This is a genomic window from Pectobacterium colocasium, assembly GCF_020181655.1.
GTDB classification, from domain to species: domain Bacteria; phylum Pseudomonadota; class Gammaproteobacteria; order Enterobacterales; family Enterobacteriaceae; genus Pectobacterium; species Pectobacterium colocasium.
Genome location: NZ_CP084032.1, coordinates 1,038,079 through 1,062,085, shown reverse-complemented (window position 1 = coordinate 1,062,085; position 24,007 = coordinate 1,038,079). Strand labels below are relative to the sequence as shown.

Below are 24,007 nucleotides of genomic sequence, written 5' to 3'. Positions count from 1 at the left end.
TTATTTTATCCTCTCAAACATCAGATCCCATACGCCATGCCCCAAACGCTGGCCGCGCGCTTCAAATTTCGTCAGCGGACGGGAATCCGGCCGCTCAACGTAGTCATTCTTATCGGAAAGGTTGCGGTACCCGGCGACAGACGTCATCACTTCGAGCATATGTTGCGCATAAGGTTCCCAATCTGTTGCCATATGGAACACGCCGCCAACCTTCAACTTGCTTTGCACCAGTTCAACGAAAGGCACCTGGACGATGCGGCGTTTATTATGACGGGCTTTATGCCACGGGTCAGGGAAGAAGAGTTGAACCATCGACAGCGATCCATCGGGGATCATCTTCGTCAGCACTTCGATCGCATCGTGGCACATCACGCGCAGATTGCTGATGCCCGCCTCCTGTGCGGAAGCGAGACACGCCCCCACGCCCGGAAGGTGAACTTCAATACCGAGGAAATTCTGTTCAGGATGCTGTGCCGCCATCGTTACCAGCGAGGCGCCCATCCCAAAACCAATTTCCAGCACCACTGGCGCGTCACGACCAAATAGCGCGTTAAAATCTACCTGTTCGGTTTGATATTCCACGCCCATCACCGGCCAGTAGTTATCCAGCGCCAGCTGTTGCCCGTTGGTCAAACGCCCCTGACGGCGGACAAAACTGCGGATACGACGCATCGGGCGCCCATTTTCATCAAATTCCGGTGAAATGACGTTGTTAATCATAAAGAGTGCTTACTTGCTGTCCGATTTCGTTAAGGAAACGCGCATTATGCAAGGATACCGTGGTTTAGCAAGCCCACCGCCTCGGAAAGTTCCGGTTTACAGCACATTCACTCTGTGCTGGAATCGCTGTCAAACTTTTTACCTGTCGGATAGTGACCCCATTTTATGATGCAAGCGCAACAGTTCGCCCATCAGGTGCTGGACTGGTATCAACGCTATGGCCGCAAAACCCTGCCGTGGCAGCTTGAGAAAACTCCCTATAAAGTATGGCTATCCGAAGTGATGTTGCAACAAACGCAGGTCACCACGGTTATTCCCTATTTCCAACGCTTTATGGAACGTTTTCCCAATGTGAGCGCGCTGGCGGCAGCGCCGCTGGACGAAGTGCTCCACTTATGGACCGGGCTGGGCTACTACGCCCGTGCGCGCAACCTGCACAAAGCAGCACAGACCATCGTGTCACGCCACAGCGGCGACTTCCCCACGACCTTTGACGAAGTCGCGGCGCTGCCGGGCGTCGGGCGTTCTACCGCCGGTGCCGTGCTGTCGCTCTCTCTCGGCCAGCATTACCCGATTCTCGACGGCAACGTGAAGCGCGTGCTGGCACGCTGCTACGCCGTTGAGGGCTGGCCGGGCAAGAAAGAGGTCGAGAAGAAACTGTGGGCACGGAGTGAGGACGTGACGCCAGCCGAGGGCGTCAGCCAGTTTAATCAGGCAATGATGGATCTCGGCGCGATGGTGTGCACCCGCAGCCGTCCAAAGTGCGAGCTGTGCCCGCTGAGCACCGGTTGCATGGCGTACGCCAACCACAGTTGGGCGCAATACCCCGGCAAGAAACCAAAACAGACGCTGCCGGAGAAAACTGGCTGGTTCCTATTGATGCAGCAGGGATCTCAGGTCTGGCTGCAACAGCGCCCCGCCGTGGGTCTGTGGGGAGGGCTATTTTGCTTTCCGCAGTTCAGCGAACGTCGGGAATTGGAACTCTGGCTGCAACAACGCGGTCTGAATCCTGATGGATTGCAACAGCTTGTCGCGTTCCGCCATACATTTAGCCATTTTCATCTGGATATCGTACCGCTCTGGCTGGACGTATCGCAGACCGATCGCTCACAAAACAGGTCCTGCATGGATGACGATGCGGGTCTCTGGTATAACTTAGCGCAGCCGCCGTCTGTCGGACTGGCAGCCCCGGTAGAACGCCTGCTGAGGGAGCTGGCTCACCCGCAGTCTACACGTTTGAATGCCTGCGCAATTGATGAGGAAGAAGCATGAGCAGAACGATTTTTTGTACTTTTTTACAACGCGACGCCGAAGGGCAGGATTTCCAGCTCTATCCCGGCGATCTGGGCAAGCGCATCTATAACGAAATATCTAAAGACGCCTGGGCGCAGTGGCAAACCAAGCAAACCATGCTGATCAACGAGAAAAAACTCAGCATGATGAACGTTGACGACCGTAAGCTGCTGGAACAGGAAATGATCAAATTCCTGTTTGAAGGGAAGGACGTACACATCGAAGGCTATACGCCTCCGAGTCACTAAAAATGGCGGGCTTTCGGGCCCGTTAACGTCCCTATTCCGACACGGCTTGTTATATGAAGAAAATGTTAGCTTTGCTGGTGATTGCACCACTGCTGGTTTCCTGTTCGGGAAACAAAGGGAATGCCGACAACGAAGAGTTTATCAAGGATACCAACGCCTTCGATATTTTGATGGGCCAGTTTGCCCACAACATCGAAAATATCTGGGGGATGAATGAAGTTCTGATCGCCGGTCCGAAAGACTACGTCAAATATACCGATCAATATCAGACGCGTAGCCACATCAACTTTGATGCCGGTTCCATCACGATTGAAACCATTTCGGCGACCAATTCCGTTGCCAGCCTACGCCAGGCGATTATCACCACCCTGCTGATGGGCGACGACGCCAGTAACACCGATCTGTATTCCGACGCTAACGATATTCAGATTAGCCGCGAGCCGCTGCTGTATGGTCAGGTGCTGGATAACACCGGACAACCGATCCGCTGGGAAGGGCGTGCCGCCAGCTTCGCGGATTATCTGCTCCAGAACCGTCTGCAAAAACGCACTTCCGGCCTACATGTTATCTGGTCGGTCACGATCCAGCTTGTGCCGAACCACCTGGATAAGCGTGCACACAAATACTTGCCGCTGGTGCGTAAAGCCTCCGAGCGTTACGGCATTGAAGAGTCGCTGATTCTGGCGATTATGCAGACAGAATCCAGCTTCAACCCTTACGCCGTCAGCCGTTCCGATGCGTTGGGTCTGATGCAGGTGGTACAGCACAGCGCGGGGCGCGATGTCTTCAAGATGAAAGGGAAATGGGGACAGCCGAGCCGCAGTTACCTGTTCGATCCAGAACAAAACATCGACGCGGGCACGGCCTATCTGTCGATTCTGAAGAACAGCTATCTGGCCGGAATTGAAAACCCAACGTCGAAACGCTACGCCGTCATCACCGCGTATAACGGTGGCGCAGGCAGTGTGTTGCGCGTCTTCTCCAGCGATCGAGATCGCGCCGTAGGCATTATCAACAGTATGTCACCGAGCGATGTCTACCAAACGCTGACGACAAAGCACCCGTCTGGCGAATCTCGCCGCTACCTGTACAAAGTGAACACGGCGCAGAAAAATTACCGCCGTTAATTCACCGCGAGCCACAGAACGCCGCGCTACCGGAATAAACCCGGTAGCGCGGTTTCATCACACCAGATATCGACAATAACGTTTCTGAAGAACACGATGACCGCAATTCCTTTACCGTTGATTACCGCACTTCTTCTGGTTATTTTGTTTTTTCGCGTCCGATTTCTGGATACTCAGCACCCTCTTTCTAACAAGAACGTTCCTAACAAGAACGCCAAAAAACGCAATGCCAAGACTGAAGCGATATTCATCGGCGTGAGCTGTCTTGCCCTGACGTTGGTCGCGTTACGCTGGAACGGGCATGTTGCCTTACCCACGTTGATCCAACCCGCTATCGCCGCATCGATTCCTCCACTGCTATGGCTTTGCCTTTTTCCCCACGACAACGTTCACAAACGTCACAGCGCTCTCCGACACCTGTTAGCGCCCTTGCTTGTTTTTGGCGCAAGTGTCATCCAAAGCAGAACGGCCGTTCCGCTCATCGATCTGATGCTGGTGAGTATTTACTTCGGTTATGGGGCAGCGCTGATTTACACCGTTCGCCGTCTGCATTCCCCGCTTGTGTGGTGGAAAAGCGCACCGTTTAACGCCGGGCTGTATGTGATTATCTCCGGCGCTATCGATATGATGATTGCTCTGGATATTGCTCTCTACAGCGGCAGTCGCGCGACGACCATCATCACCGCATTCCACTTTGTCATGCTGGCGATATTGACTCTGCTGATCGTCACACACCGTACAAGCCCGCAAGCAGGGCTTGTACCTTCTGTTGACCAGAACCCCGAAGCCCCACCCGCCACCGAAGACGAGCACCAGCTCGCAAAAACGGTAGACGATGTCATCCGCACGCACGCGCTGTATACCGACCCGAATATGACGCTTCAACGCCTGAGTAGACGCATGGGCATACCGCTCCGGCGCTTGTCCGAGACCATCAATCGCGTTCACGGCCGTAATTTTTCGCAGGTGATGAACGAATACCGTATAGAGGAGGCGAAACGCCTCCTCAGCCAAACCGATGCCCGAATCACGGATATCATGTTGGAAAGCGGGTTTCAGACTAAATCCAACTTCAACCGCGAGTTTTTGCGACTCACGGGGATGAGCCCCAGCGTCTGGCGTAGTCAGTACCCACTTCGGGAACAGGCTACGGTTTCCGCCACGCCGCCTGAAGAAACTCGCTGACGTCCTTCACCACTTCCTGATGGATCTGCTCACGCGAACGATCTCCCCCATCGAGACAAATCATGCCGTCCCCTGGGTTCTCAGCGTTGATGATCTCAGCAGCACCCGGTTTACAAATTTGCATGAAACTAAAATGCGTCGCGTCAGCCATTTCCTTATACGCTGAATGCGCTGGCGACAGTTTCTGCGCCAGATCGTGAGATTCCAGCGCCGCAGGCAGTTCCTCATTGGGATACCCCGCCGCCATGATCAAAACGGGAACCTTTATAGTCGCCAGACTCTCTGCGGTAAACCCTCTCGCCATCCCCATATCCAGCGAAATCACCGCGCTGATACGTGGATCCGCGAGTGGCTGATCAAGCTGTGCGCGTGATGCGGCATTTTTTGCAACCTGCATCTTTTCATATACTTTGCAGGACGCCAGCCCCGCGTGCGTCAGGCAATCCTTCTCAAATTGATCCGTGCTAAAACGCCCACCCGCTAACGCCAATACCGTCCAGCCCCCCAGCGAGTGTCCCACTGCGGCAATCCGCTTCGCATCAACCTGTCCCGTTTTTTCTGGCGTGGCGAGCAATGCCGTAATCACGCGACTGAGGTCACGAGGCCGCTGCCAAAGCGCCTGAGCGTTCTCAACACGCATATCTTTAAAGGTGGTTCCGGGGTGGTTGGGCGCGGCAACAATATAGCCTTGTTTGACCAACATCTGTGCCAGCCAGAGTTGATTAAACCAACTCCCGCCGTAACCGTGTGAAACCACGATCAAGGGATGTTCACCAGATTTAGGCACGGCGTTTTTACTCACCGCTATGCCAGGAAAGACGGGATTGTCACCCATGATCGTGGTCTGTGAGGATGACGAAACCGGATAAAATACGGCAACGTCTAATGGCCTATTATTGGCCTCATCCGCTAATGCTATCTGTTGAAATCCAATGCCAGCATCCGCCATAACGGCAAAGCTGAGGAGTAAGTTCGTGACTAATCCTATCGTGATACGCCATGTCATACCTATTTCTCCGAAGTTTCTGCACCATGAAAAATAGCATTTATAACAATGACTTTCATCCCTGCGCGACCTAAAACGCTATTGAGTACCTCTCTGTGGTACACAAATTGGTGGGACATAAATCGGTAGGACACAAAAAAACTGCGGCCAGCGTGTGCTGGCCGTATTCCCTGATATTGACGCAAAATTTACCCGCCTTTGTTCCAGCATTGGGACATCAGCAGGTAGAGAGCCAAAAAAGTGTGTTAACGCTTAATTTTTTTGAATTGCTGTGTTGTAGCCGTTAGCGCGGTTTCTGTCGGCAGTCGCTCCATCGAGCTGGCGCCGTAAAAACCATCGCACTGCGGACAATGATCCATAATGAACTGCGCATCCTGCGGTGTTGAAATCGGCCCGCCGTGGCACAGAACAATCACATCCTTACGTATCGCCTTCGCCTCATCTGCCCAGTGATTAATCAACGGCACACAGTCTGCGAGATTCAGCGCCGTTTCCGCCCCAATATTGCCGCCGGTGGTTAACCCCATGTGCGGGACAATAATGTCCGCGCCCGCTTTCGTCATCGCAACAGCATCAGCCGCACTGAACACATAAGGTGTGGTCAGCATGTCTTTTTCATGCGCCAGACGGATCATATCCACTTCCAGCGCATACCCCATGCCGGTTTCTTCCAGATTAGCGCGGAAATTACCGTCGATCAGACCCACGGTTGGGAAGTTCTGTACGCCAGAAAAACCCAGCGCTTTCAGGTCATCCAGGAACTTGTCAAACTGACAGAAAGGATCGGTTCCGTTCACGCCCGCCAGCACCGGCGTATGTTTCACAACCGGTAGAACTTCTTTCGCCATATCCACGACGATCTCATTCGCGTTGCCGTAAGCCAGCAGGCCAGCCAGAGAACCTCTCCCCGCCATGCGATAGCGACCGGAGTTGTAGATCACAATCAGATCGATGCCGCCCGCTTCTTCACATTTCGCGGAAAGCCCCGTTCCTGCGCCACCACCGATAATCGGCTCACGGCGGGCGATCATTTCGCGGAATTTTGCCAGCAATGCCTGACGATTCATGCCTGACTTCATACTTTTTCCCTTCTTATTTCACTAAAGCCCGAAACGCATCGACAGCCGCGTGGGCAAATAAAGGATCGTTAATATGGAAAGGCAGACGAATAATCTGTCGTCTTGCCGTTTGCTGCACTACGCTCTCCAGCGTGCTGATAAACGCGTCACGCGCTTCCGGGTGCCAGAATGCCTGATCCGGCGCATCCAGCGCGGAGAAGCCGCCTTCTGGGATCAGGAAGCGCACCTCACCTTCACAGCGGTTCAGCTTCTCCCCAATCCAGCGCGCCATCGCGATATTTTCGTCTATCGTCGTACGCATCAGAGTGACCTGTGCGTTGTGGTTGTAGAACAGACGATGCGCGTATTTCTCCGGTATGCTGGCGGGCGCGCCAAAATTCACCATGTCCAGCGCCCCGCAGGAGGCCACGTAAGGCACCTGCGTCTTGGCTATTGCGTCAAACCGTTCCGGCCCACAGGCCAGCACGCCATCAAACAGTAAATCGCACACCTCAGTCGTCGTGAGATCGAGCACGCCAGTGAGCAAATGGCTGTCCACCAGCTTTTCCATCGCTTTCCCGCCGCTACCCGTCGCGTGAAAGACCAGACAGTCAAATTCCGCTTCCAGCAATTTACTGGCTTCCTGAATGCACGGCGTCGTTACGCCAAACATGGTCAGGCCAATCGCGGGCTTATCATCATGATGTTCCTGAATCTTAAACTTCACAGCCCCCGCGATCTGGTGCGCGGCATTACCAAGAACCTGACGAGAAATACGGTTCAGACCCGCCACATCAGTAACGGAATACATCATGCTGATATCGCTGGCACCGATGTAACCGGAGATATCGCCGGAGGCCATCGTCGACACCATCAGCTTCGGCATCCCGATCGGTAACGCCTGCATCGCAGGCGTGATCAACGCCGTACCGCCGGAACCGCCAAGCCCAAGCACCCCGGCAATGTCATCGCGCGACAGCATGAAGTGCTCAAACGCGATAGCCATGGCACCAATCGCCTGCCCTCTGTCATGGCAAAATACCGCTGACGCCCCCTGCGGGTGGTACGATGCCACCGTTTCTGCTCTGATATCTGTCACCTCTGATACCCGTGCGTCCGTTGACGGCGATGTCGTTGACAGATCGACCGTGACGGTTTTCAAGCCTGTAGCGGCAATCAGATCGCGGACGTAAATCTGTTCTTTCCCTTTAGTATCCGCTGTACTTGCAATATAAACGCTGCCAACTTTACTTCCCACTTGGTCTCCCTCCCACCATTAGTGAAACAATTAACAGATTGATATAAATAACAATTACAAGAAACCAAAAACAGATAAGATTAATTTTCCGCCATATTGAGACTTGAGTATCAGAAAGACAAATCATTAAACACCCAAATGAGACAAAAGTCTCAAAATGTTATGTACGACATTACATTAACAGTAAGAAAGCTTGACGTGGCACAAGAATCACTCAATTTGCTATAGTTCTGGCGATAACGCCGTGCTGCCCGATAGCTTCCGGCCCGAAAATTCAATGAGGTCTATGTGATTGAACGGGATGAAAAACTGACATCAACACGGGCGAAAACCCGTCGTTTATTAATTGATACCGCCATGAATATGTTCGACCAGGGCATATTCCCTTCCATTACCGATGTTGCCGCCGCGGCTCAGCTTTCACGCGCAACGGCCTATCGTTATTTTCCGACGCAAAGTGCGTTAGTCTCTGCCGTGGTCGGCGAAAGTCTTGGCCCGATTCTGGCATGGCACCCGACACAGCCGGACGCCAGAGAGCGTGTGGCTGAACTGCTGCGCTTTGCTTACCCCAGAATGCTGGAACATGAAGGTGCGTTGCGTGCCGCTCTGCATCTGTCACTGCAACAATGGGCAGACCGCCGTTCTAATCGCCTCCATACGGATCCCTTAACGCGCGGCAATCGTAAACGTCTGCTCAAAATTGCCACCGAACCGCTGGAAGGGAAAATCACGCCGGAAGCACAACAGCGGGTGATTTATGCCTTATCGCTCATTTACGGTTCCGAGGTTTTTCTGGTGCTGAAAGATATCTGGCATCTGGAAGAAGACAGCATTCAGGATGTTACGCAGTGGGTTGCCAAAGCCATTTTACGGCAGGCGGAAGAGGATGCCGCGCAGGCCGATTCACCGAAAACCTGATGAACACATTCATGCTGCGTCCCGCCCCAGTTCTAGCTCGCCTAACTGGGGGGATTTCCCGTCTGATGCCCCGCCCCCGACACCACACGCTCTGACACACTTTCCCGCTATCCATTTTTTGCCACAGCACACAGGAAAAGGTAGCATCGCTGCCGTTGTTTTCTGCCATGCGGCTGACCGCGCTCAGCGCACTGTAAAAAAACGCCGGGAGCGTTTTTCAACGTTGCGTAGCAGCGGCCCGAAGGGTGCCGGACAGGGATGTCCGGCATAAAAAAATGTCACAGGAGAAAACATAACCATTTGAATTATAAATAATAGCGAGCGCGTCGCCAAGAGATGCGTGACAGACAGGAAAACACCGAGTAAATGACACAACATTCCTCAACCAATAGCGAGCGTCATGCCGCCGAGCAACGTCTCCACGAAAAGGGTTATCACCAAAGTATCGGCAACCGCCACGTACAGATGATCGCGATTGGCGGCTCCATCGGCACCGGTTTGTTTCTTGGTGCAGGTGCACGTCTGCAAATGGCAGGGCCAGCACTGGCGCTGGTCTATCTGGTTTGCGGCATCTTCTCTTTTTTCATTCTGCGTGCATTAGGCGAGCTGATCGTGCATCGCCCCACCAGCGGCAGCTTCGTGTCGTACTCGCGCGAGTTTCTGGGTGAAAAGGCCTCCTATGTGGCTGGCTGGATGTACTTCCTCAACTGGGCGATGACCGGCATTGTCGACATCACCGCCGTCGCGCTCTACATGCACTACTGGGGCACCTTTGCCGATGTTCCGCAGTGGCTGTTCGCGCTGGGTGCGCTGTCCATCGTCACGCTGATGAACCTGATTGGCGTGAAATGGTTTGCCGAAATGGAGTTTTGGTTCGCGCTGATTAAGGTCGCAGCCATCGCCATTTTTCTGGTGGTCGGTACGGTCTATCTCGGCACAGGCAGCCCGCTGGACGGCAACACGCCCGGTCTGCACCTGATTACCGACAACGGTGGCCTGTTCCCGCACGGGATTCTGCCCGCGCTGGTGCTGGTTCAGGGGGTGATATTTGCCTTTGCCGGTATCGAGATCATCGGAACAACCGCAGGCGAATGTAAAGACCCGGAGAAAGTGCTGCCGAAAGCGGTCAACAGCGTTATCTGGCGTATCGGCCTGTTCTACGTCGGCTCTGTCGCGCTATTGGTCTGCCTGCTGCCGTGGAACGCTTATCAGGCGGGGCAAAGCCCGTTCGTGACCTTCTTCAGCAAGCTCGGCGTTCCCTATATCGGCACGATCATGAATATTGTGGTGCTGTCCGCTGCGCTGTCCAGCCTGAACTCCGGTCTGTACTCGACGGGGCGCATTCTGCGCTCGCTGTCGCTGGGCGGTTCGGCTCCCGCTTTCCTGTCAAAAATGAGTACGCAGTCCGTGCCCTATACCGGTATTTTGGTGACGGTCGGCATTCACATCATCGGCGTAGTGCTGAACTACGTGGTACCGTCGCAGGTATTTGAGATCGTTTTGAATATCGCCTCGCTCGGCATTATCTGTTCCTGGGCGTTTATCATTCTGTGCCAGATGCAGTTGCGTAAAGCGATTCGTCAGGGGAAAGCCAAGCCGGTTGCATTCAGAATGCCCGGAGCGCCCGTGACATCGTGGCTGACGCTGGCTTTTCTGGTGAGTGTGTTGGGGCTGATGGCGTTTGATTACCCGAACGGCACCTGGACGATTGCGACGATTCCGGTACTGACGATCATGCTGATCATCGGCTGGCGCGGGCTGAAAAAACAGCGCGAAGCGGTGAAACTCGCCAACCAACAGGACTCCAGCCTGCGTTAAGACAGAAAAAACTCAGGCTCGTTTCCGAGCCTGAGTGTCTTAGCTTACCGCTATCCGTAATTACTCTTCTACTACGTAACCGTACAAGCGCTTGCTGCCATCTTCTTCCGCGACGCTGTAAACGCCCTGCAATTCCGGTGAGAAGCCCGGCAGCAGGTTAATACCCGCTTCCAGCGCCAGAAAATAGCGCTGTACCGCCCCGCCCCAGGTTTCTCCCGGCACGACACACAGCACGCCCGGCGGATACGGCAATGCGCCTTCTGCCGCGATACGCCCTTCTGCTTCGGCGATAGGAACCAGTTCGATATTGCCGCGCACAAACTCTCTGTTGGCATCCTGCGGCAACATCACCACGGACGGAAACTCGGTTTTGCGGAACATGGCTTTTTGCAGATCTTTCACGTTGTGCTGAGCGTAAAAGTCATGCATTTCCTGACACAGCCGACGCAGTCGGTAACCACGGTAACGCTCTTTGTATTTCTGATACAGGCTGGGCAGCACTTCACTCAGCGGTGCATCGCGGGCGATGAGCGTCTCGAAATGCACCAGCGCATTCACCAGTTCCTGCATTTTGGCAGCATCTTCCGCTGGCGTTAGCAGGAACAGGATCGAGTTCATATCACATTTTTCCGGGATGATGCCGTGCTCGCGCAGGTAGTTGGCCAGGATCGTCGCCGGAATACCAAATTCGGTATAATCACCGCTGATCGCATCAATACCTGGCGTAGTCAGCAGTAATTTGCAAGGATCGATAAAATACTGATCCTCCGCATAACCTTCAAACGCGTGCCATTTCTCACCCGGCTCAAAGTTGAAGAAGCGTACGTCCTGCGCGATGGTTTCCGTGTCATGATCCTGCCAAAGCGCGCCCCCCACCGTCACGGGTACGAACGGTTTGATAAGCGAACAACGCGTCAGCAGCTGCTTACGCGCCTCAATGCCCAGCTTCACGCAGTCCATCCACATCCGACGCCCGCTTGCCCCTTCGTGCATTTTGGCATTGACGTCTAGCGCAGCGAACAGCGGATAAAACGGGCTGGTCGAAGCATGCAGCATAAAGGCGTTATTCAGTTGCTTATGATTGCAGAAACGGCGCTGGCCTTTGATATGGGTATCTTTTTTGTGGATCTGAGAAGTCTGGGAGAAGCCGGCCTGCTGCTTATGTACCGACTGGGTCACGAAAATCCCCGGATCGTTCTCATTCAGATCCAGTAGCAGCGGCGAGCACTGCTCCATCATCGGGATAAACTGCTCGTAGCCCACCCACGCAGAGTCAAACAGAATGTAGTCACACAGATGCCCGATGCTATCGACCACCTGACGCGCGTTATAAATCGTGCCGTCATAGGTGCCGAGCTGGATGACGGCCAGACGGAACGGGCGCGGCTCATTGGCACGCTCCGGCGCGACTTCCGCGATCAGCTTGCGCAAATAGGCTTCATCAAAACAGTGCGCATCCACGCCGCCGATAAAACCGAACGGATTACGCACGGTTTCCAGATAAACTGGCGTCGCGCCTGCCTGAATCAGTGCACCGTGGTGGTTGGATTTATGGTTGTTACGGTCAAACAGCACCAGATCGCCACGCGCCAGCAGCGCGTTCGTCACCACTTTGTTCGCGGAGGACGTGCCGTTCAACACGAAATAGGTTTTATCCGCGTTAAACACGCGCGCGGCGTGCTTCTGCGCCTTCTTCGCCGCACCTTCATGGATCAGCAAGTCGCCCAGTTTGACGTCTGCGTTACAGATGTCCGAACGGAACACGTTCTCGCCGTAAAACTCAAAAAACTGACGCCCCGCCGGATGCTTGCGGAAGAACTGGCCGCCCTGATGCCCTGGACAGGCAAACGTCGTGTTTTTCATATTGACGTATTTGGTCAGCGTATCGAAAAACGGCGGCAATAGCGCATCCTGATAGGCTTTCGCCGCACGTTCCAACACGTTGGCGTGCTCACCGTCGTCATCAAGAATCAGCCATTCGCTGCCCGCAGGCAGAACATCTAACTCTTTATCCTCATCAGGCTCTTCGACAAACGCCGGGATACTAAAGCCCGTGTGCTGCAATATCGACAGAATGCCGCTGCGGGCTTCTTCAATCGAAACCACGACCGCCGCCACATCGGTGAAGTCGGTCTGACTCAACGCGACAATCTCGCGCGTTGTGATTAAACGGGTGGCAACCGCTGCATTCGCCGCAATTTTTAACTGTTTCATGTAACCAAACCCAAACGGTTAAGGGTAAGTGTACGTGCCTGGAAGACACCGTTCAGGGATAACAATCCCGACCAATCACAATGCCAATCAATAACGACAAGCGTATGACCCCTACAGCTAAACTGTAGGCCAAGAATGGAAAAACTGGAGCCAGCACCATCCGATAGACATCAGTAAAAGCAGAGGCGTACTCTATTTTTACTCATGCCTAACAGTGAGCGAACGAACGCCTCACCGCATGGTGAAGGAGGATAATCGACAGGAAGAAAAGTCAATCGCGCAGCGGTGGAAAGAAGAAACGCGCAGTGACGTCATCAACGAACTGGCGCGAGCGTTTTGCACCATGAGCAATGAATCTGACATATCGGCAATCCTCTTTAGCTAACGCTAACTACGCTTAAAGGGGCGTTCAGGTGAACGAGACGTTAAAAAACCGCGCAATAGTGGCATTATTCTTCATCAAATTCAACAATCCAGCCTGTACTCAATACGGTAAAAAGTGCAACGAAACATGCCGCGCGCATCAGGAAGAAACATTATCACGCTAAGCATGCTGAAAGGATCGCCAGAAACTGGCTAGCAAATAATACAATTGCCTGAAAATAACGCAGGCGCTCCGCTTTGTGACAGAAACCCGTTGACGCCACGCGGCCAATACGGTTTAATTCGCCCCGTTGCCCGGATAGCTCAGTCGGTAGAGCAGAGGATTGAAAATCCTCGTGTCCTTGGTTCGATTCCGAGTCCGGGCACCACTATTCAGAGAACCCGCCCAAAAGGCGGGTTTTTGCTTTTGGGGAATGGGTCCTGAATAGGGTTCGATTCTCTACAAGAGTGTTATCTCGCCTCCCCTTCCCCATGATTCATGCTCGTGTCTTGATACCGTGACGGCCAAATCTCCTCCGGCTGCTTTCCCAATGCACAGGCAATTAGCCTTTCGCCTTTGGGCCAATGTCTTGTTAGTGCGTTAGCGAGTGTTGAAGACGCTAATCCTGATGCTCTTGATACCGCCGCAAGCGTTGTTCCTTTCTTCCTTAAGCCAGCAATAATGTCTGCCGGATGCCAATCGTGCTTATCCATTTCTCTTACCTCTCCCTATGATGAATTGCCTCAATTATCCCATTTTGGGATAAAAAGAGAAATGATTGATATTCGATTTTGGGATATTACTCAAGGTCACCAAAATGGCATCGATTTATTCAAATGAATATCAATCAGTTATAAAAATACTGCGAGAGGCCAGAATCGAAAAAGGCATGACCCAAGAAAATTTGGCGAACGCTTTAGGTCGACCTCAGTCTTTTGTAGCCAAAATCGAGAATGGGGAACGTAGGCTGGATGTTGTTGAATTTATCCACATCGCCCACCTGCTATCTGTAGACGCTTCCACTGTTTTAGAAAAAATAGCGCATAAAATACAGAAAGATAGCATTAAATAATCAACACAAAAAACTAATTATCCCACTTTGGGATAAAGTAGTGAACGACTGATATTTGATCCCAAATTTTATGGGGTTGAATCGATGGCTTCTGTTTACTCTGATGAATATCAAATCGTTATCAAGGCATTACGTGAAGCACGCATTGCCAAAGGGATCACGCAGGGAAACCTGGCACTAGCGCTGGATCGTCCTCAATCGTTTATCGCCAAAGTTGAGAACGGAGAAAGAAGGTTAGACATCGTAGAATTTATCCATATCGCCCGTTTACTTTCTCTAGACCCCGCCAGCATTATTGCTAAGATCCCTGCAAAATATAAAGCGCTTGGTTAAAGAGGATCATGGCAATGAAGCGTCGGATTAGTATTGCCGTGGACAAAGACGATAATCAGATTCCCAATGCTGCCGGAATCAATATTTCCGGTCTGGCGAATGACGTCATGGGCAAGGAAGCCCACCGCATCAAAACTGAGGTGTGGAAGAAGGAAAACCGCGAAGGGATGGAAGAAGTCGCCCGATTTATCGCGCAGTATAGTTCCTTTGCGGATGAAAATAGGAACTGGTGATCGTGTAATTCGTTGTTTATGAATACAAACGAGCCAGTAAGTAAAAAGCAGAGTGATATTGTCAAGACACTAAAGCAGTGTATAGTCATACCACTATAGAAGCGCATGATCTGTCTGATAAAGTGAATAAGACGCTGTTCCCTCAGATCCGCATCAACGGCGAAGATTATCGATTGATTGCCACTGAGCTATCGAGCGTTCCCGTTGAGGTTATTGGTGAAGCTATCGCGGATCTTGGCGAGTATGCCGATGAGATAAAGGATGCTATTAATCTTATTTTTGGGGGATTTTAGAGGTGTCAGAGTGTTTGAGGAGAATTTCGCATATTAATTGTTCCTTAATGAAAATATTCCGAAAAACTATCTAAGAGATAGGTCTATTTTCTAGAATACTTATAAAAAAATATAGTCATCACCCCTGTCTATAAAAACACAAACAACCATCTATTTGATACTAGAGCATTATACTTGAAATAATTCTTTTATAATCCATCACCTGCACTACCATTTGTATAAATTATAAAAAATGTGGTAAAATATTATAAAATCGATCAAAGTCATTGTATAATATTTTATCACTACTAATGAACACCAACAAATCATAAGTACACACAAAAGGATTTCCTGATAATGAAAAAAATCACCTATCTTTCCCAGAAAAGCATCTAAAAGATATATTGCAATCAAGCTTGGATAACAAACTAGTTTTTTTTATAGGTGCCGGATTTTCAAAATTTAGCGAAACAGACTTAATAAAAACACCGAGCTGGAATGAATTAATCGATGAATTAAAAGAAGATTTAAACATATACAATGAAAATGACCATTTGAAAATAGCCCAACTTTACTTTCTAAAATATGGACAACACACTTATGAAAATAAGGTCAAGTCATCGATTAAAGATTTAGAACCAAGCTCATTCCATAAGAAACTATTTTACTTAAACCCTCATCATGTAATTACAACAAACTGGGACAACCTAATTGAAAAAACAGTTAAAGAAATGAGCCTTGCTTATGAGCTAGTTAGTTCAGACACTGACTTAGCACAAAGTAATTTAGATAAAAAAATAATTAAAATGCATGGAGATTTTAGACAACATAATTTTATATTCAAAGAAGATGATTATTTAAAATATAGCCAGAACTTCCCTTTAATTGAAAACTATATCAAAGGGATATTTTCAACAAATACAATTGTTTTCTTAGGTTATTCATACAACGATTATAATTTAAAACAAATTGTGTCATGGATAACTAGCATATCCAAAGCAACCCCCCCAAAATATCTACTTCAAAATAACTTCGATGAAGCACAAGCACAAGCACAATACTTAAAAAACCATGGAATATCATTACTTGCACCATTAGAAAAAAAACTTTCTTATAAAGATTTATATCTTAATTTCTTTCAAAATCTAGAAACAATTCACAAACCAGATGAACTAATAAAAAAAGATTTATTATCTATTAATGAAAACCTAAAAAAAATAGATAATGATTTAACTCTCTCTCTTGTTGAGAAAAAAAACAAAAAAGAAAAGTTAAATGAAGTGCTAACTAATAGAATAAACAGGAGCTTAGATAATAAAATTAGCATTTTATCTCAATACAAAATTGTATCCCCAGATCACATATGTAAAAAATTGTCGAACTGCACGTTACCAAAATTCTAATTTATTAAAAGCAGCACTAGTTGTAATAGAGGGAAAAAGTATAGAATGGAAAAAATTTATAACAACCAATCTATTAATAAATTTGAAAAACATTGGTTCTGATGAGGTACAAGATCTTGTCAATTCCTTTGTAAGGAATAACATTTTAATCTCCCCATGTATAACACCAAGTGACTATATTGAAAGATTAATATTAATTTCCAATGGATATCCTATTCCTGATGACTTTATAACCAAGCTGAATAAATTCATTGATGAAAATATTCCTGAAAATTTATCAAATTTAGAAATGATAAAATCGGGAATTGAATCAACCCTTCCCAAGATATTAAAACATTTAATAGAGAAGAATCATTTAGAAGAATTTAATCCACTACTAGAACTATTCGAAGAAAAGATGAATATCGTTCGCAGATAGAAATTAAAGCCTACTCATCAAAATAACAGTCTTTAATACTTAAAGACTGTTATTCAATATGTTAGCTAACATAATCATCCATAGAAAACCTAATGTTACCACTATTGATCTCGAGCATATACATCACGAAAAATCATCTAAAAACTTCGCTTATAATAGCCAGACTGTCATAGAGAATAAATTTTAGACAAACGCCTTTGAACTGCTATTTATAATACTCTATTCCCCATGGAATCCAAATTACAGGACTTCCTAATTTAATTTATATTACGATAATGAATATAGAAAAATACGGATCAAACCACGGTTCTTGACGATACCACGGTCAAAATTGAATCTAATATTCAATTTAATAGAAAGCTGAATGATCCCGAGTCCGTGCACCACTAATTCAGAGAACGATGAAGCGAAATTGCAGAAATGGATTGATCTCGATTACAACTACTTTACCAATACCGTAGAAGGTAAAGGATCGCCGGACGATATTCTCTCGCTGCAAGAAAGCCTGAATATATTGCAACAATAGTCTGGACGGTTCGCTTTTGAAGTTTGGTTATGTGGAAAAAATATGCTGTTGTTGATTAAACCAACGGCATTGCAGCTATATAGCTATAAGATTACTGACACCACAAAATATTCAGGTTGTGAAACCCGATAAAAAATGACGCATCGTTACGTTACGATAATGGCAATGATGAAATGCAATTAACTCAGTAACGTTATCCAGCCACTGGGGATATCAGTAAAAAACGTGGCTTCCTGTGTGGCAGTCCGTGTGCCAACAATAACGTACTGACTAAGCGCTGGGTTAACGTTGGTTAAAATGTAGTACGGCTTGCGCCCGAACATATTCCCTTGATTTGGCTGCTGTGCACCCACGCTACCATCGAGATTGAATTCAAAATACAGGGCATTCTGCGGTGCAGTGATTTGATACTTATACTTCCCGTAGGATGCGCCATCCAGGACACAAGAGGTGGAAACAGAGTCACCTTTTGAGCTACTGATAATATAGGCACCAATATCCGCAAGGCTTTTGAAATTGTTATCTTTAATAATTTTCTGAATATACGCGATTGCCTGAACTGGTGTCCTCCCTCGGCACGACTCTATTTGTGGCTGGAACCCGGTTTTCTGAATGTCCCCAATGGCCCGATTATCCCCACGATAATAAATAGATGGCATATCTTTATCTCCTCATTAAAATGATATTCATCAGACATACAGTGTTGCTATAAACATTTTTAAAAATAACAGCAGAGATAAAAAAAGAAATTCGTCTTTTGGCGTAGGTTATTTATCGTGATGGGTTATTGTTGGCAGGTGAAGTATCTGGATTATCCGTGATGATTTAAACAGCAAAAACATAACGACGCCATCAGCCGTTATGCTCTTCATTCTGTATTATGTCGGCAGAGCGCTAAAAATGAATAGGCCGCTTTACCGGGATGCTTACATACCACCGCCAACAACAATCGATGCGATGGCCACGTTAGCTGCAAATATCACTCCCCATCACACCTCCTCAGAAACCTGACGGGTTTCCCGCAGCGTTCCCGGTGCATGACCTACGATGCGTTTAAATGCCCGGCTGAACGCCGCCAGCGATCCGTAACCCAGACGTAGCGCCACCGTTTCAATCGGCTGATGCTCATGACGGATGTACTGAACAGCTAAGCGCATGCGCAGCTCGCTGAGATATTTTACGGGCGTAGTCCCGGTTGCAGAGAGAAACCGCTCGGCAAAAACAGAGAGGGAGGTGCCCGCCTCTTTTGCCAGTTCCGCGACGTTCCAGTTGATGCCCGGATTCTGATGCATCGCGTAAATCGCCCTGCTCAGTCGCGGATCGCGCAGTACCTGTACCCAGCCCGTCGCTTTACCGCAGCCAGCTTCAACCCATCCGCGCACGATGAGCGCCGCGACCACATCGGCCAGCCTTGCCAGAATGCCGGCGAAGCCCACCTGACGCATCATCGATTCACGTTCCATCGCCGCAAGAATCGGATGGATTTCCGGCCAGGTCGACATCAGGCGGCTCACCATCATGACTTCCGGCATCGCTTTGATCAGCGGCTGCATTCCACCCAGCTCAAAATCCATGCATCCGCTGAAGATCACCGTGTTCTCGGTGTCTGTGCAGGGCTTGCAGTCGATCGCACAGACAGAATTACAAATCGCTTCACTGGGAAATGCAGAGACTGGCGTGACGTCAGCCTTTTCGTCAGAGAGCAGCGCATGCGAATTCCCGTTAGGAATAAACAGCGCATCCCCGCTTTTTAGCACAAATGTCGCGCCGCTCTCCATGCGCAGCAGTGCTGTTCCCTGGCTGACAAAATGAAACTGCGCTTTACCAGGTTCGTAGCGGAACGCCAGGCCAAAGGGAGCATGGGTTTCAATTCGGCGATATGTCACCCCGGAAAGACGCATCCCACGCAGAAGCTCGCTGATCAAATCGGGTGACTGAACGGTCATGGCAGCAACTCCGGACGAATAATCAATAAGTGAAGAGTATATGTCATAGATCGTCCACGAGGAACACTCTATGCTTCGTGACGGTTGTCACATTTTTCTAACGAGAGAGTAACAGATGAATTCATGTATAGCGGCAAGTGAGGCCATCGCGCCAGCAAAACCCGCCTGGCGAGCCGTTTATTCACTGGGACTGGGGGTATTTGGCCTGATTACGGCTGAGTTTCTACCAGCCAGTTTATTAACGCCGATGGCAGCAAGTTTAGGCGTTACAGAAGGAATGGCGGGTCAGGCGGTAACCGCAACGGCGCTGGTCGCGCTGGTAACCGGTTTGCTCATCACACCGGCGACCAAAAGTATCGACCGCCGTTGGGTACTAATGTTTTTCTCGGTGCTTCAAATCATCTCCAGCCTGTTGGTCGCGTTTGCTCCCAATCTGCATGTGTTGCTATTCGGGCGTTTATTGCTAGGCGTTGCGATTGGGGGATTCTGGGCCATGTCCACCGCCACGGCGATGCGTCTTGTGCCTGAGGATAAAGTGCCGAAAGCGCTGGCGGTGATCTTCTCCAGCGTGTCGATTGCCACCGTCGTTGCGGCACCGCTTGGCAGCTATCTGGGGAGTTTGATTGGCTGGCGCAACGTCTTTATTCTCTGCATTTTGCCGAGCGCTCTGGCGCTGTTGTGGCAGCTCTCGGTGTTGCCATCAATGAAGCCGGAAAGCAGCGGTAGTCTGGGAACACTACTTCGTGTGCTGCGCCGTCCGGGCATGATCGGCGGGTTGCTGGCAACGGTGCTGATCTTCAGCGGACATTTCGCCTTTTTCACCTACCTGCGACCGTTTCTGGAAACCGTCGGGCAGGCAAGCGTCGAAAGCATTTCTCTGATTTTACTCGGCTTTGGCCTCGCGAATTTTGTTGGTACTTCGATTGCCGGTTATTTACTGGCCCGGAACTTACGCCTGACGCTGGCGCTGGTCCCCTTTGTTATGGGCGTTCTGGCGTTGACGATGGTGGCCTTTGGGCATCTGGCAATGCTGGACGGCCTGTTGGTCGCGATGTGGGGATTTGCGTTTGGTCTGGTGCCTGTCGGGTGGTCAACCTGGCTTGCGGCCACCGTACCGGACGAAGCCGAAAGCGCAGGGGGTTTACTGGTGGCATCGATCCAGTTTGCCATCGGGGCAGGTGCCGCGGGTGGCGGGGTGATATTTGACCTCAACGGAGCCAGCGGTGTCTTTGCGGGTAGCGGATTATTGCTGGTATCGGCAATGGTGATTGTTTTTGCAGGCGTGCGGGTTCGCGCACAATAAAGCGGTATGTTGACCTCTATCTTCCGGCTAGCCTTCCTTAAATAACGTCTTGATTCAGAAACATCAGAAAAGCACGACGTCTGGGTCGTGCTTTTTGACGGGTTTAGATATCTGCTTACTGGCAGGTCGCGAAGTAAGGCCCTTTGAGATCTTTCTTGTACGAGAAAGCGTGGCAGGTTTTGAGACGAGTATTGAGATCAGTGGATTTATAGACATACGCCGTCACATGCTGTTTGCCCTTTATAGGCTCGACACCCCCAATGTGCCATAAACTGTTTTTCAGATAGAGATTCGTGTTGCCTGTGCTGTTGTAGCCATTGACGACACTGGCTTCAGATGACTCGCTGAGGGTCTGGAGAATGGTAGTCCCTTCTCCATCGGTAGACTTAGTATTAAGCTGCGCCTGGGTGATGGCAGTCCAATTGCTGCAAGCGTCGTTGCTGCAAACAAATACTGCCGCGTGCGAATAATTGGAAAGCATGCTTAATCCCAATGCTGATACCAAAGGTAGCCAGTAGGATTGGAATATTTTCATTGGAGCCTCTCTTAGATAATGTTCAGTGAAAATGACAACGTTAACATGACGGTTCTCCGTTGTTTCGAAGTTGCCCCCGCCCTCTGATAAAGCGAGAAAGGAAAACATGCCTTGCTCGCAATGCGTAGAAATAGACATCTTTATTTAAATAAAAAAACAATGCTATTACGTTATATAAATGGCGACATGAGAAATGAAGCATTTCACTCGCGCTATTTAGTATTCAATTGAATTTCAATGACCGTATGACCCGTGGTTATTTTCTTTGTATCAACAATGGTTAACCCACTTAACGTCAGAATATCTTCCATATCTTTCAAGGTTCTGTATCGCGTACCATCCTGACAAATCACTGATTGAAAAAGCGCATTCATCAATAATCTTGGGGAGGTTTCTTCATGTTCCAGCAGAGGTTCAATAATTAATAGCGTCGAATGCCCAATGGATTGCGCGATGGCTTTTAATATCTTCAGGCAAAATTCATCGTTCCAGTTGTGCAATATATTTTTAAGCAGATAAACATCATAACCAGAGGGAATCGCCTCAAAGAAACTGCCGGGAGTGAAAACCATTCTTTCTTTCAATTCAGGATAGTGCTGTGCGACACTCTTTTCACTTCGGCTACAAACCCCCGTCATATCGAAAAGACAACCGGTCAGGTTATGATACTGTTTTATAATCTCAATCAGAATAACGCCGCTACCGCCGCCAATGTCGACTACACTGCGCGTCTTATTAAAAAGAGAGGCATATTCTTTCGCCAATACATAACCAACGGGGCGTGATAAATCCCGCATAGCGAGATCGTAAATTTCTGCGCGCGATGCGGAGTTCGCCAGGTGCTCATATAATGTCAGGCCAAATACTTGCTTAAACCCTGATGCGCCCGTACGACACGTATGCAGTAAGCCATCAAACCCCTGATAATATTCATTGCCAAACAGCATACAGAAATTTTTCATTGAGTTTACGTGATCCGACATCAGTAGCGCAGAGCGGGCGTTATTTTTAATAATACTTTCATCTTTCACCTCAAAGAAACCAAAGACCTCAAGCACTTTTATAATATCCAGTACGCTTTTTTCACCGACATGACACGCTTTGGCTAATTCAGCAATACGTGAACCTCCATCCCCTATTTTATCTGCGATCCCTATTTCTGCTGCTACGCATAGTGCTTTTGCTGCCAGAGGCATCATCATGATTTCTGAAATATTTTTAATATGCTCAGCGGAATTCATAGCTTTCCCTTTATTATCTAATTTCATTACGAGGATGAGTTTATGATCTAGTACGGCATTTATACTGATACGCAAAGTATGCTGAAATGAGGCTAAAAACATATCATCCGTTTGGCCGAGCGGTAATCCGCCATTTACCGTCCGGCCAGAATAAATAAGGGAGTAAAGCCGCATTATTTAAATACGCCTTTGTTTTAATCGTATGAGGTGTTAACGGTAGATCAATCTCCGAAATTACCGGAAAATGCGCCTGCCAATATGGTGTGCAGCATCGATACACGCCTCGGGCGTTACCCGTTCTGGCATCAACAGCATTTCAGACGTCAGAACTGAAGCACCGCAGTAGTCAAAAATCCCGTCTGCGATCTGTGCATGAAAGGCATCGGCGTAGCCACGTTTTTCAAACGTCCTCTGGTTGACCGCCCCCAGCGCCACAAGATGCACCGGCAAATGCCCCAATTTCTTTACCACCTGCCCATCGGCCGTTTCTTCATAAGCCCAACCGTTTGAAAAAACGCGGTCGATCCACCCTTTCAATAATCCCGGTATGGACCACCAGTAAATCGGCCCCCCGCGCTTGAGCAAATCAGGCAGGAGTACGATGCCACTTTCACGCAAAAATGCCGCGATCTCTTTGCGCCATTCTGTGCGGGTAAGCCACTTCGTGACCCGGCATTACGCGCGATGCTCGGCTCCGCCGAAGGATTATCCTATGCCACGGTGAAAGGGATTATTACGGAACAGCAGGCTAAAGATGAACTGTTTCAGGTGATTGTCACGATGGTGCAAAGGTGTAGTGCGAGCAAAACTCATACTATTTCCATGTAAAACAGTCACATGAAAAATAGCTGCAACCTTCTCATTCTGGTGAGTGAGCCCTACATCAAAACGCCGACTCATCCTTGAGTCAGACTGTCTCAGGGCTGGCGTTTGCGCTGTCCAATACCGTGCCAATACGCAGGCCAGTGGCTTTCCTCAGCATAGTTATTGATCACGGCGGCGATCGCCACCAGCACAATGCTCCCCAATAGAACGGGTGTGACTAAGAACTCAACCCCCACGGCACTTTTCCCAGCCAGAATAATCACCAGCGGGTTGGCACCTGCCGGTGGGTGAACCGCACGAAAATATTGCATCAGCATTGTCGCTACACCCACAGCCAGCGACAACACAACGATTGTGTCGCCGAATCCATATAAAGCAATCAGTCCTACGGCTGACGTAATGAAATGCCCCCCAATAACGTTCCTCGGCTGTGCGAATGGAGACGCTGACGCAGCAAATAAAATGACGCAAGTTGCCCCGAAAGGCGCCATCAACCAAGGTACACCGCTGGACTGCCCCAAATAACTTAGGATTAGAATCCCGATGCTCCCACCAACTAACCCTTTCATTAACTGGATAAATGTTGGCTTTGGTGGCAACGCGCCACCTCCTCTGAGTCTCTTCATCGCCCATCTCCGATAAAAAACATGCGTGTTATGAAATTGCTGTGCTACATTAAGTGTACAGATCT

Annotated in this window: 25 protein-coding genes, 1 tRNA gene and 2 pseudogenes; 15 read left to right on the top strand and 13 right to left on the bottom strand. The window is 49.4% G+C overall.

Annotated elements, in window-relative coordinates; all coding sequences use genetic code 11:
* On the bottom strand, window positions 1-720 hold the full coding sequence (gene trmB / locus LCF41_RS04760) for a tRNA (guanosine(46)-N7)-methyltransferase TrmB (protein ID WP_225087107.1): 720 nt from the start codon (window positions 718-720) through the stop codon (window positions 1-3).
* A 165-nt stretch (window positions 721-885) separates the two neighbouring features.
* Here trmB and mutY point away from each other — a divergent pair, with 165 nt between their 5' ends.
* The 4 genes from mutY to LCF41_RS04740 all read left to right on the top strand — a co-directional run bounded on the left by mutY (window position 886) and on the right by LCF41_RS04740 (window position 4,573).
* Window positions 886-1,992, top strand: coding sequence for an A/G-specific adenine glycosylase (gene mutY / locus LCF41_RS04755; RefSeq protein WP_225087106.1), 1,107 nt, complete (start codon window positions 886-888; stop codon window positions 1,990-1,992).
* Window positions 1,989-2,261: an oxidative damage protection protein gene (locus tag LCF41_RS04750; protein ID WP_225087105.1), complete on the top strand. Its 273-nt coding sequence runs from the start codon at window positions 1,989-1,991 to the stop codon at window positions 2,259-2,261. The genes mutY and LCF41_RS04750 overlap by 4 nt, the downstream gene beginning before the upstream one ends.
* 53 nt (window positions 2,262-2,314) lie before the next feature.
* On the top strand, window positions 2,315-3,388 hold the full coding sequence (mltC, locus tag LCF41_RS04745) for a membrane-bound lytic murein transglycosylase MltC (protein ID WP_225087104.1): 1,074 nt from the start codon (window positions 2,315-2,317) through the stop codon (window positions 3,386-3,388).
* Between the two features lie 96 nt (window positions 3,389-3,484).
* A complete protein-coding gene (locus LCF41_RS04740) occupies window positions 3,485-4,573 on the top strand; it encodes a helix-turn-helix domain-containing protein (protein ID WP_225087103.1) in 1,089 nt (362 codons plus the stop codon).
* Here LCF41_RS04740 and LCF41_RS04735 read toward each other — a convergent pair.
* From LCF41_RS04735 to LCF41_RS04725, 3 genes are all read right to left on the bottom strand, one after another.
* On the bottom strand, window positions 4,536-5,579 hold the full coding sequence (locus LCF41_RS04735; RefSeq protein ID WP_225087102.1) for an alpha/beta hydrolase family protein: 1,044 nt from the start codon (window positions 5,577-5,579) through the stop codon (window positions 4,536-4,538). The genes LCF41_RS04740 and LCF41_RS04735 overlap by 38 nt on opposite strands.
* Before the next feature lie 245 nt (window positions 5,580-5,824).
* Window positions 5,825-6,658 carry a phosphoenolpyruvate hydrolase family protein gene (locus tag LCF41_RS04730; RefSeq protein WP_225087101.1) on the bottom strand — a complete coding sequence of 278 codons (834 nt, stop codon included), beginning with the start codon at window positions 6,656-6,658 and terminating at the stop codon, window positions 5,825-5,827.
* Window positions 6,659-6,671: 13 nt separating this feature from the next.
* On the bottom strand, window positions 6,672-7,895 hold the full coding sequence (locus LCF41_RS04725) for a Tm-1-like ATP-binding domain-containing protein (RefSeq protein ID WP_225087100.1): 1,224 nt from the start codon (window positions 7,893-7,895) through the stop codon (window positions 6,672-6,674).
* Window positions 7,896-8,183: 288 nt separating this feature from the next.
* Here LCF41_RS04725 and LCF41_RS04720 point away from each other — a divergent pair, with 288 nt between their 5' ends.
* On the top strand, window positions 8,184-8,813 hold the full coding sequence (locus LCF41_RS04720) for a TetR/AcrR family transcriptional regulator (protein ID WP_225087099.1): 630 nt from the start codon (window positions 8,184-8,186) through the stop codon (window positions 8,811-8,813).
* Window positions 8,814-9,179: 366 nt separating this feature from the next.
* Window positions 9,180-10,631 carry an L-asparagine permease gene (gene ansP / locus LCF41_RS04715; RefSeq protein ID WP_225087098.1) on the top strand — a complete coding sequence of 484 codons (1,452 nt, stop codon included), beginning with the start codon at window positions 9,180-9,182 and terminating at the stop codon, window positions 10,629-10,631.
* 60 nt (window positions 10,632-10,691) lie between these two features.
* Here the strand turns inward: ansP and LCF41_RS04710 are convergent, their stop codons facing one another.
* Window positions 10,692-12,845, bottom strand: a complete 2,154-nt coding sequence (locus LCF41_RS04710) for an ornithine decarboxylase (RefSeq protein WP_225087097.1) — start codon at window positions 12,843-12,845, stop codon at window positions 10,692-10,694.
* Window positions 12,846-13,076: 231 nt separating this feature from the next.
* A complete protein-coding gene (locus tag LCF41_RS22230; RefSeq protein ID WP_284144944.1) occupies window positions 13,077-13,208 on the bottom strand; it encodes a hypothetical protein in 132 nt (43 codons plus the stop codon).
* A 313-nt stretch (window positions 13,209-13,521) separates the two neighbouring features.
* Here LCF41_RS22230 and LCF41_RS04705 point away from each other — a divergent pair.
* Window positions 13,522-13,597 (top strand) — tRNA-Phe (locus LCF41_RS04705).
* Between the two features lie 82 nt (window positions 13,598-13,679).
* Here LCF41_RS04705 and LCF41_RS04700 read toward each other — a convergent pair.
* A complete protein-coding gene (locus LCF41_RS04700; protein ID WP_225087096.1) occupies window positions 13,680-13,922 on the bottom strand; it encodes a helix-turn-helix domain-containing protein in 243 nt (80 codons plus the stop codon).
* A 104-nt stretch (window positions 13,923-14,026) separates the two neighbouring features.
* Between LCF41_RS04700 and LCF41_RS04695 the strand changes: the two genes are divergently transcribed.
* The 6 genes from LCF41_RS04695 (at window position 14,027) to LCF41_RS04670 (ending at window position 17,466) form a co-directional block, all read left to right on the top strand.
* Complete coding sequence (locus tag LCF41_RS04695) at window positions 14,027-14,281, top strand: helix-turn-helix domain-containing protein (protein WP_225087095.1); 255 nt, start codon at window positions 14,027-14,029, stop codon at window positions 14,279-14,281.
* 84 nt (window positions 14,282-14,365) lie between these two features.
* Window positions 14,366-14,614, top strand: a complete 249-nt coding sequence (locus LCF41_RS04690; protein ID WP_010299606.1) for a helix-turn-helix domain-containing protein — start codon at window positions 14,366-14,368, stop codon at window positions 14,612-14,614.
* A 14-nt stretch (window positions 14,615-14,628) separates the two neighbouring features.
* On the top strand, window positions 14,629-14,847 hold the full coding sequence (ccdA, locus tag LCF41_RS04685) for a type II toxin-antitoxin system antitoxin CcdA (RefSeq protein WP_225087094.1): 219 nt from the start codon (window positions 14,629-14,631) through the stop codon (window positions 14,845-14,847).
* Window positions 14,848-14,924: 77 nt separating this feature from the next.
* Entirely contained in the window at window positions 14,925-15,140 is a 216-nt protein-coding gene (locus LCF41_RS04680) for a CcdB family protein (protein WP_225087093.1), read from the top strand.
* A gap of 395 nt (window positions 15,141-15,535) precedes the next feature.
* Window positions 15,536-16,522 carry an SIR2 family protein gene (locus LCF41_RS04675; RefSeq protein ID WP_225087092.1) on the top strand — a complete coding sequence of 329 codons (987 nt, stop codon included), beginning with the start codon at window positions 15,536-15,538 and terminating at the stop codon, window positions 16,520-16,522.
* Window positions 16,523-17,304: 782 nt separating this feature from the next.
* Window positions 17,305-17,466: a hypothetical protein gene (locus tag LCF41_RS04670; protein ID WP_225087091.1), complete on the top strand. Its 162-nt coding sequence runs from the start codon at window positions 17,305-17,307 to the stop codon at window positions 17,464-17,466.
* Window positions 17,467-17,645: 179 nt separating this feature from the next.
* Here the strand turns inward: LCF41_RS04670 and LCF41_RS04665 are convergent, their stop codons facing one another.
* On the bottom strand, window positions 17,646-18,125 hold the full coding sequence (locus LCF41_RS04665; protein ID WP_225087090.1) for a hypothetical protein: 480 nt from the start codon (window positions 18,123-18,125) through the stop codon (window positions 17,646-17,648).
* Between the two features lie 330 nt (window positions 18,126-18,455).
* Window positions 18,456-19,412, bottom strand: coding sequence for an AraC family transcriptional regulator (locus tag LCF41_RS04660; protein WP_225087089.1), 957 nt, complete (start codon window positions 19,410-19,412; stop codon window positions 18,456-18,458).
* A gap of 115 nt (window positions 19,413-19,527) precedes the next feature.
* On the opposite strand from LCF41_RS04660, the gene LCF41_RS04655 reads away from it, so the two are divergent.
* Window positions 19,528-20,715 (top strand): MFS transporter, encoded by a 1,188-nt coding sequence (locus LCF41_RS04655; protein ID WP_225087088.1) that lies wholly within the window; start codon window positions 19,528-19,530, stop codon window positions 20,713-20,715.
* A gap of 115 nt (window positions 20,716-20,830) precedes the next feature.
* Here the strand turns inward: LCF41_RS04655 and LCF41_RS04650 are convergent, their stop codons facing one another.
* The 3 genes and pseudogenes from LCF41_RS04650 to LCF41_RS04640 form a co-directional block, all read right to left on the bottom strand.
* A complete protein-coding gene (locus LCF41_RS04650) occupies window positions 20,831-21,250 on the bottom strand; it encodes a hypothetical protein (protein WP_225087087.1) in 420 nt (139 codons plus the stop codon).
* A 212-nt stretch (window positions 21,251-21,462) separates the two neighbouring features.
* Window positions 21,463-22,665: a methyltransferase gene (locus LCF41_RS04645; RefSeq protein WP_225087086.1), complete on the bottom strand. Its 1,203-nt coding sequence runs from the start codon at window positions 22,663-22,665 to the stop codon at window positions 21,463-21,465.
* Between the two features lie 60 nt (window positions 22,666-22,725).
* A pseudogene (locus tag LCF41_RS04640) lies at window positions 22,726-23,058 on the bottom strand (NAD(P)H-dependent oxidoreductase); the annotation flags it as partial.
* A gap of 3 nt (window positions 23,059-23,061) precedes the next feature.
* Here LCF41_RS04640 and LCF41_RS04635 point away from each other — a divergent pair.
* Window positions 23,062-23,319: pseudogene (locus LCF41_RS04635) on the top strand (TetR/AcrR family transcriptional regulator); the annotation flags it as partial.
* Window positions 23,320-23,408: 89 nt separating this feature from the next.
* On the opposite strand, the gene LCF41_RS04630 reads toward LCF41_RS04635, so the two are convergent.
* Entirely contained in the window at window positions 23,409-23,942 is a 534-nt protein-coding gene (locus LCF41_RS04630) for an HPP family protein (protein WP_180743331.1), read from the bottom strand.
* Window positions 23,943-24,007 lie beyond the last annotated feature (65 nt).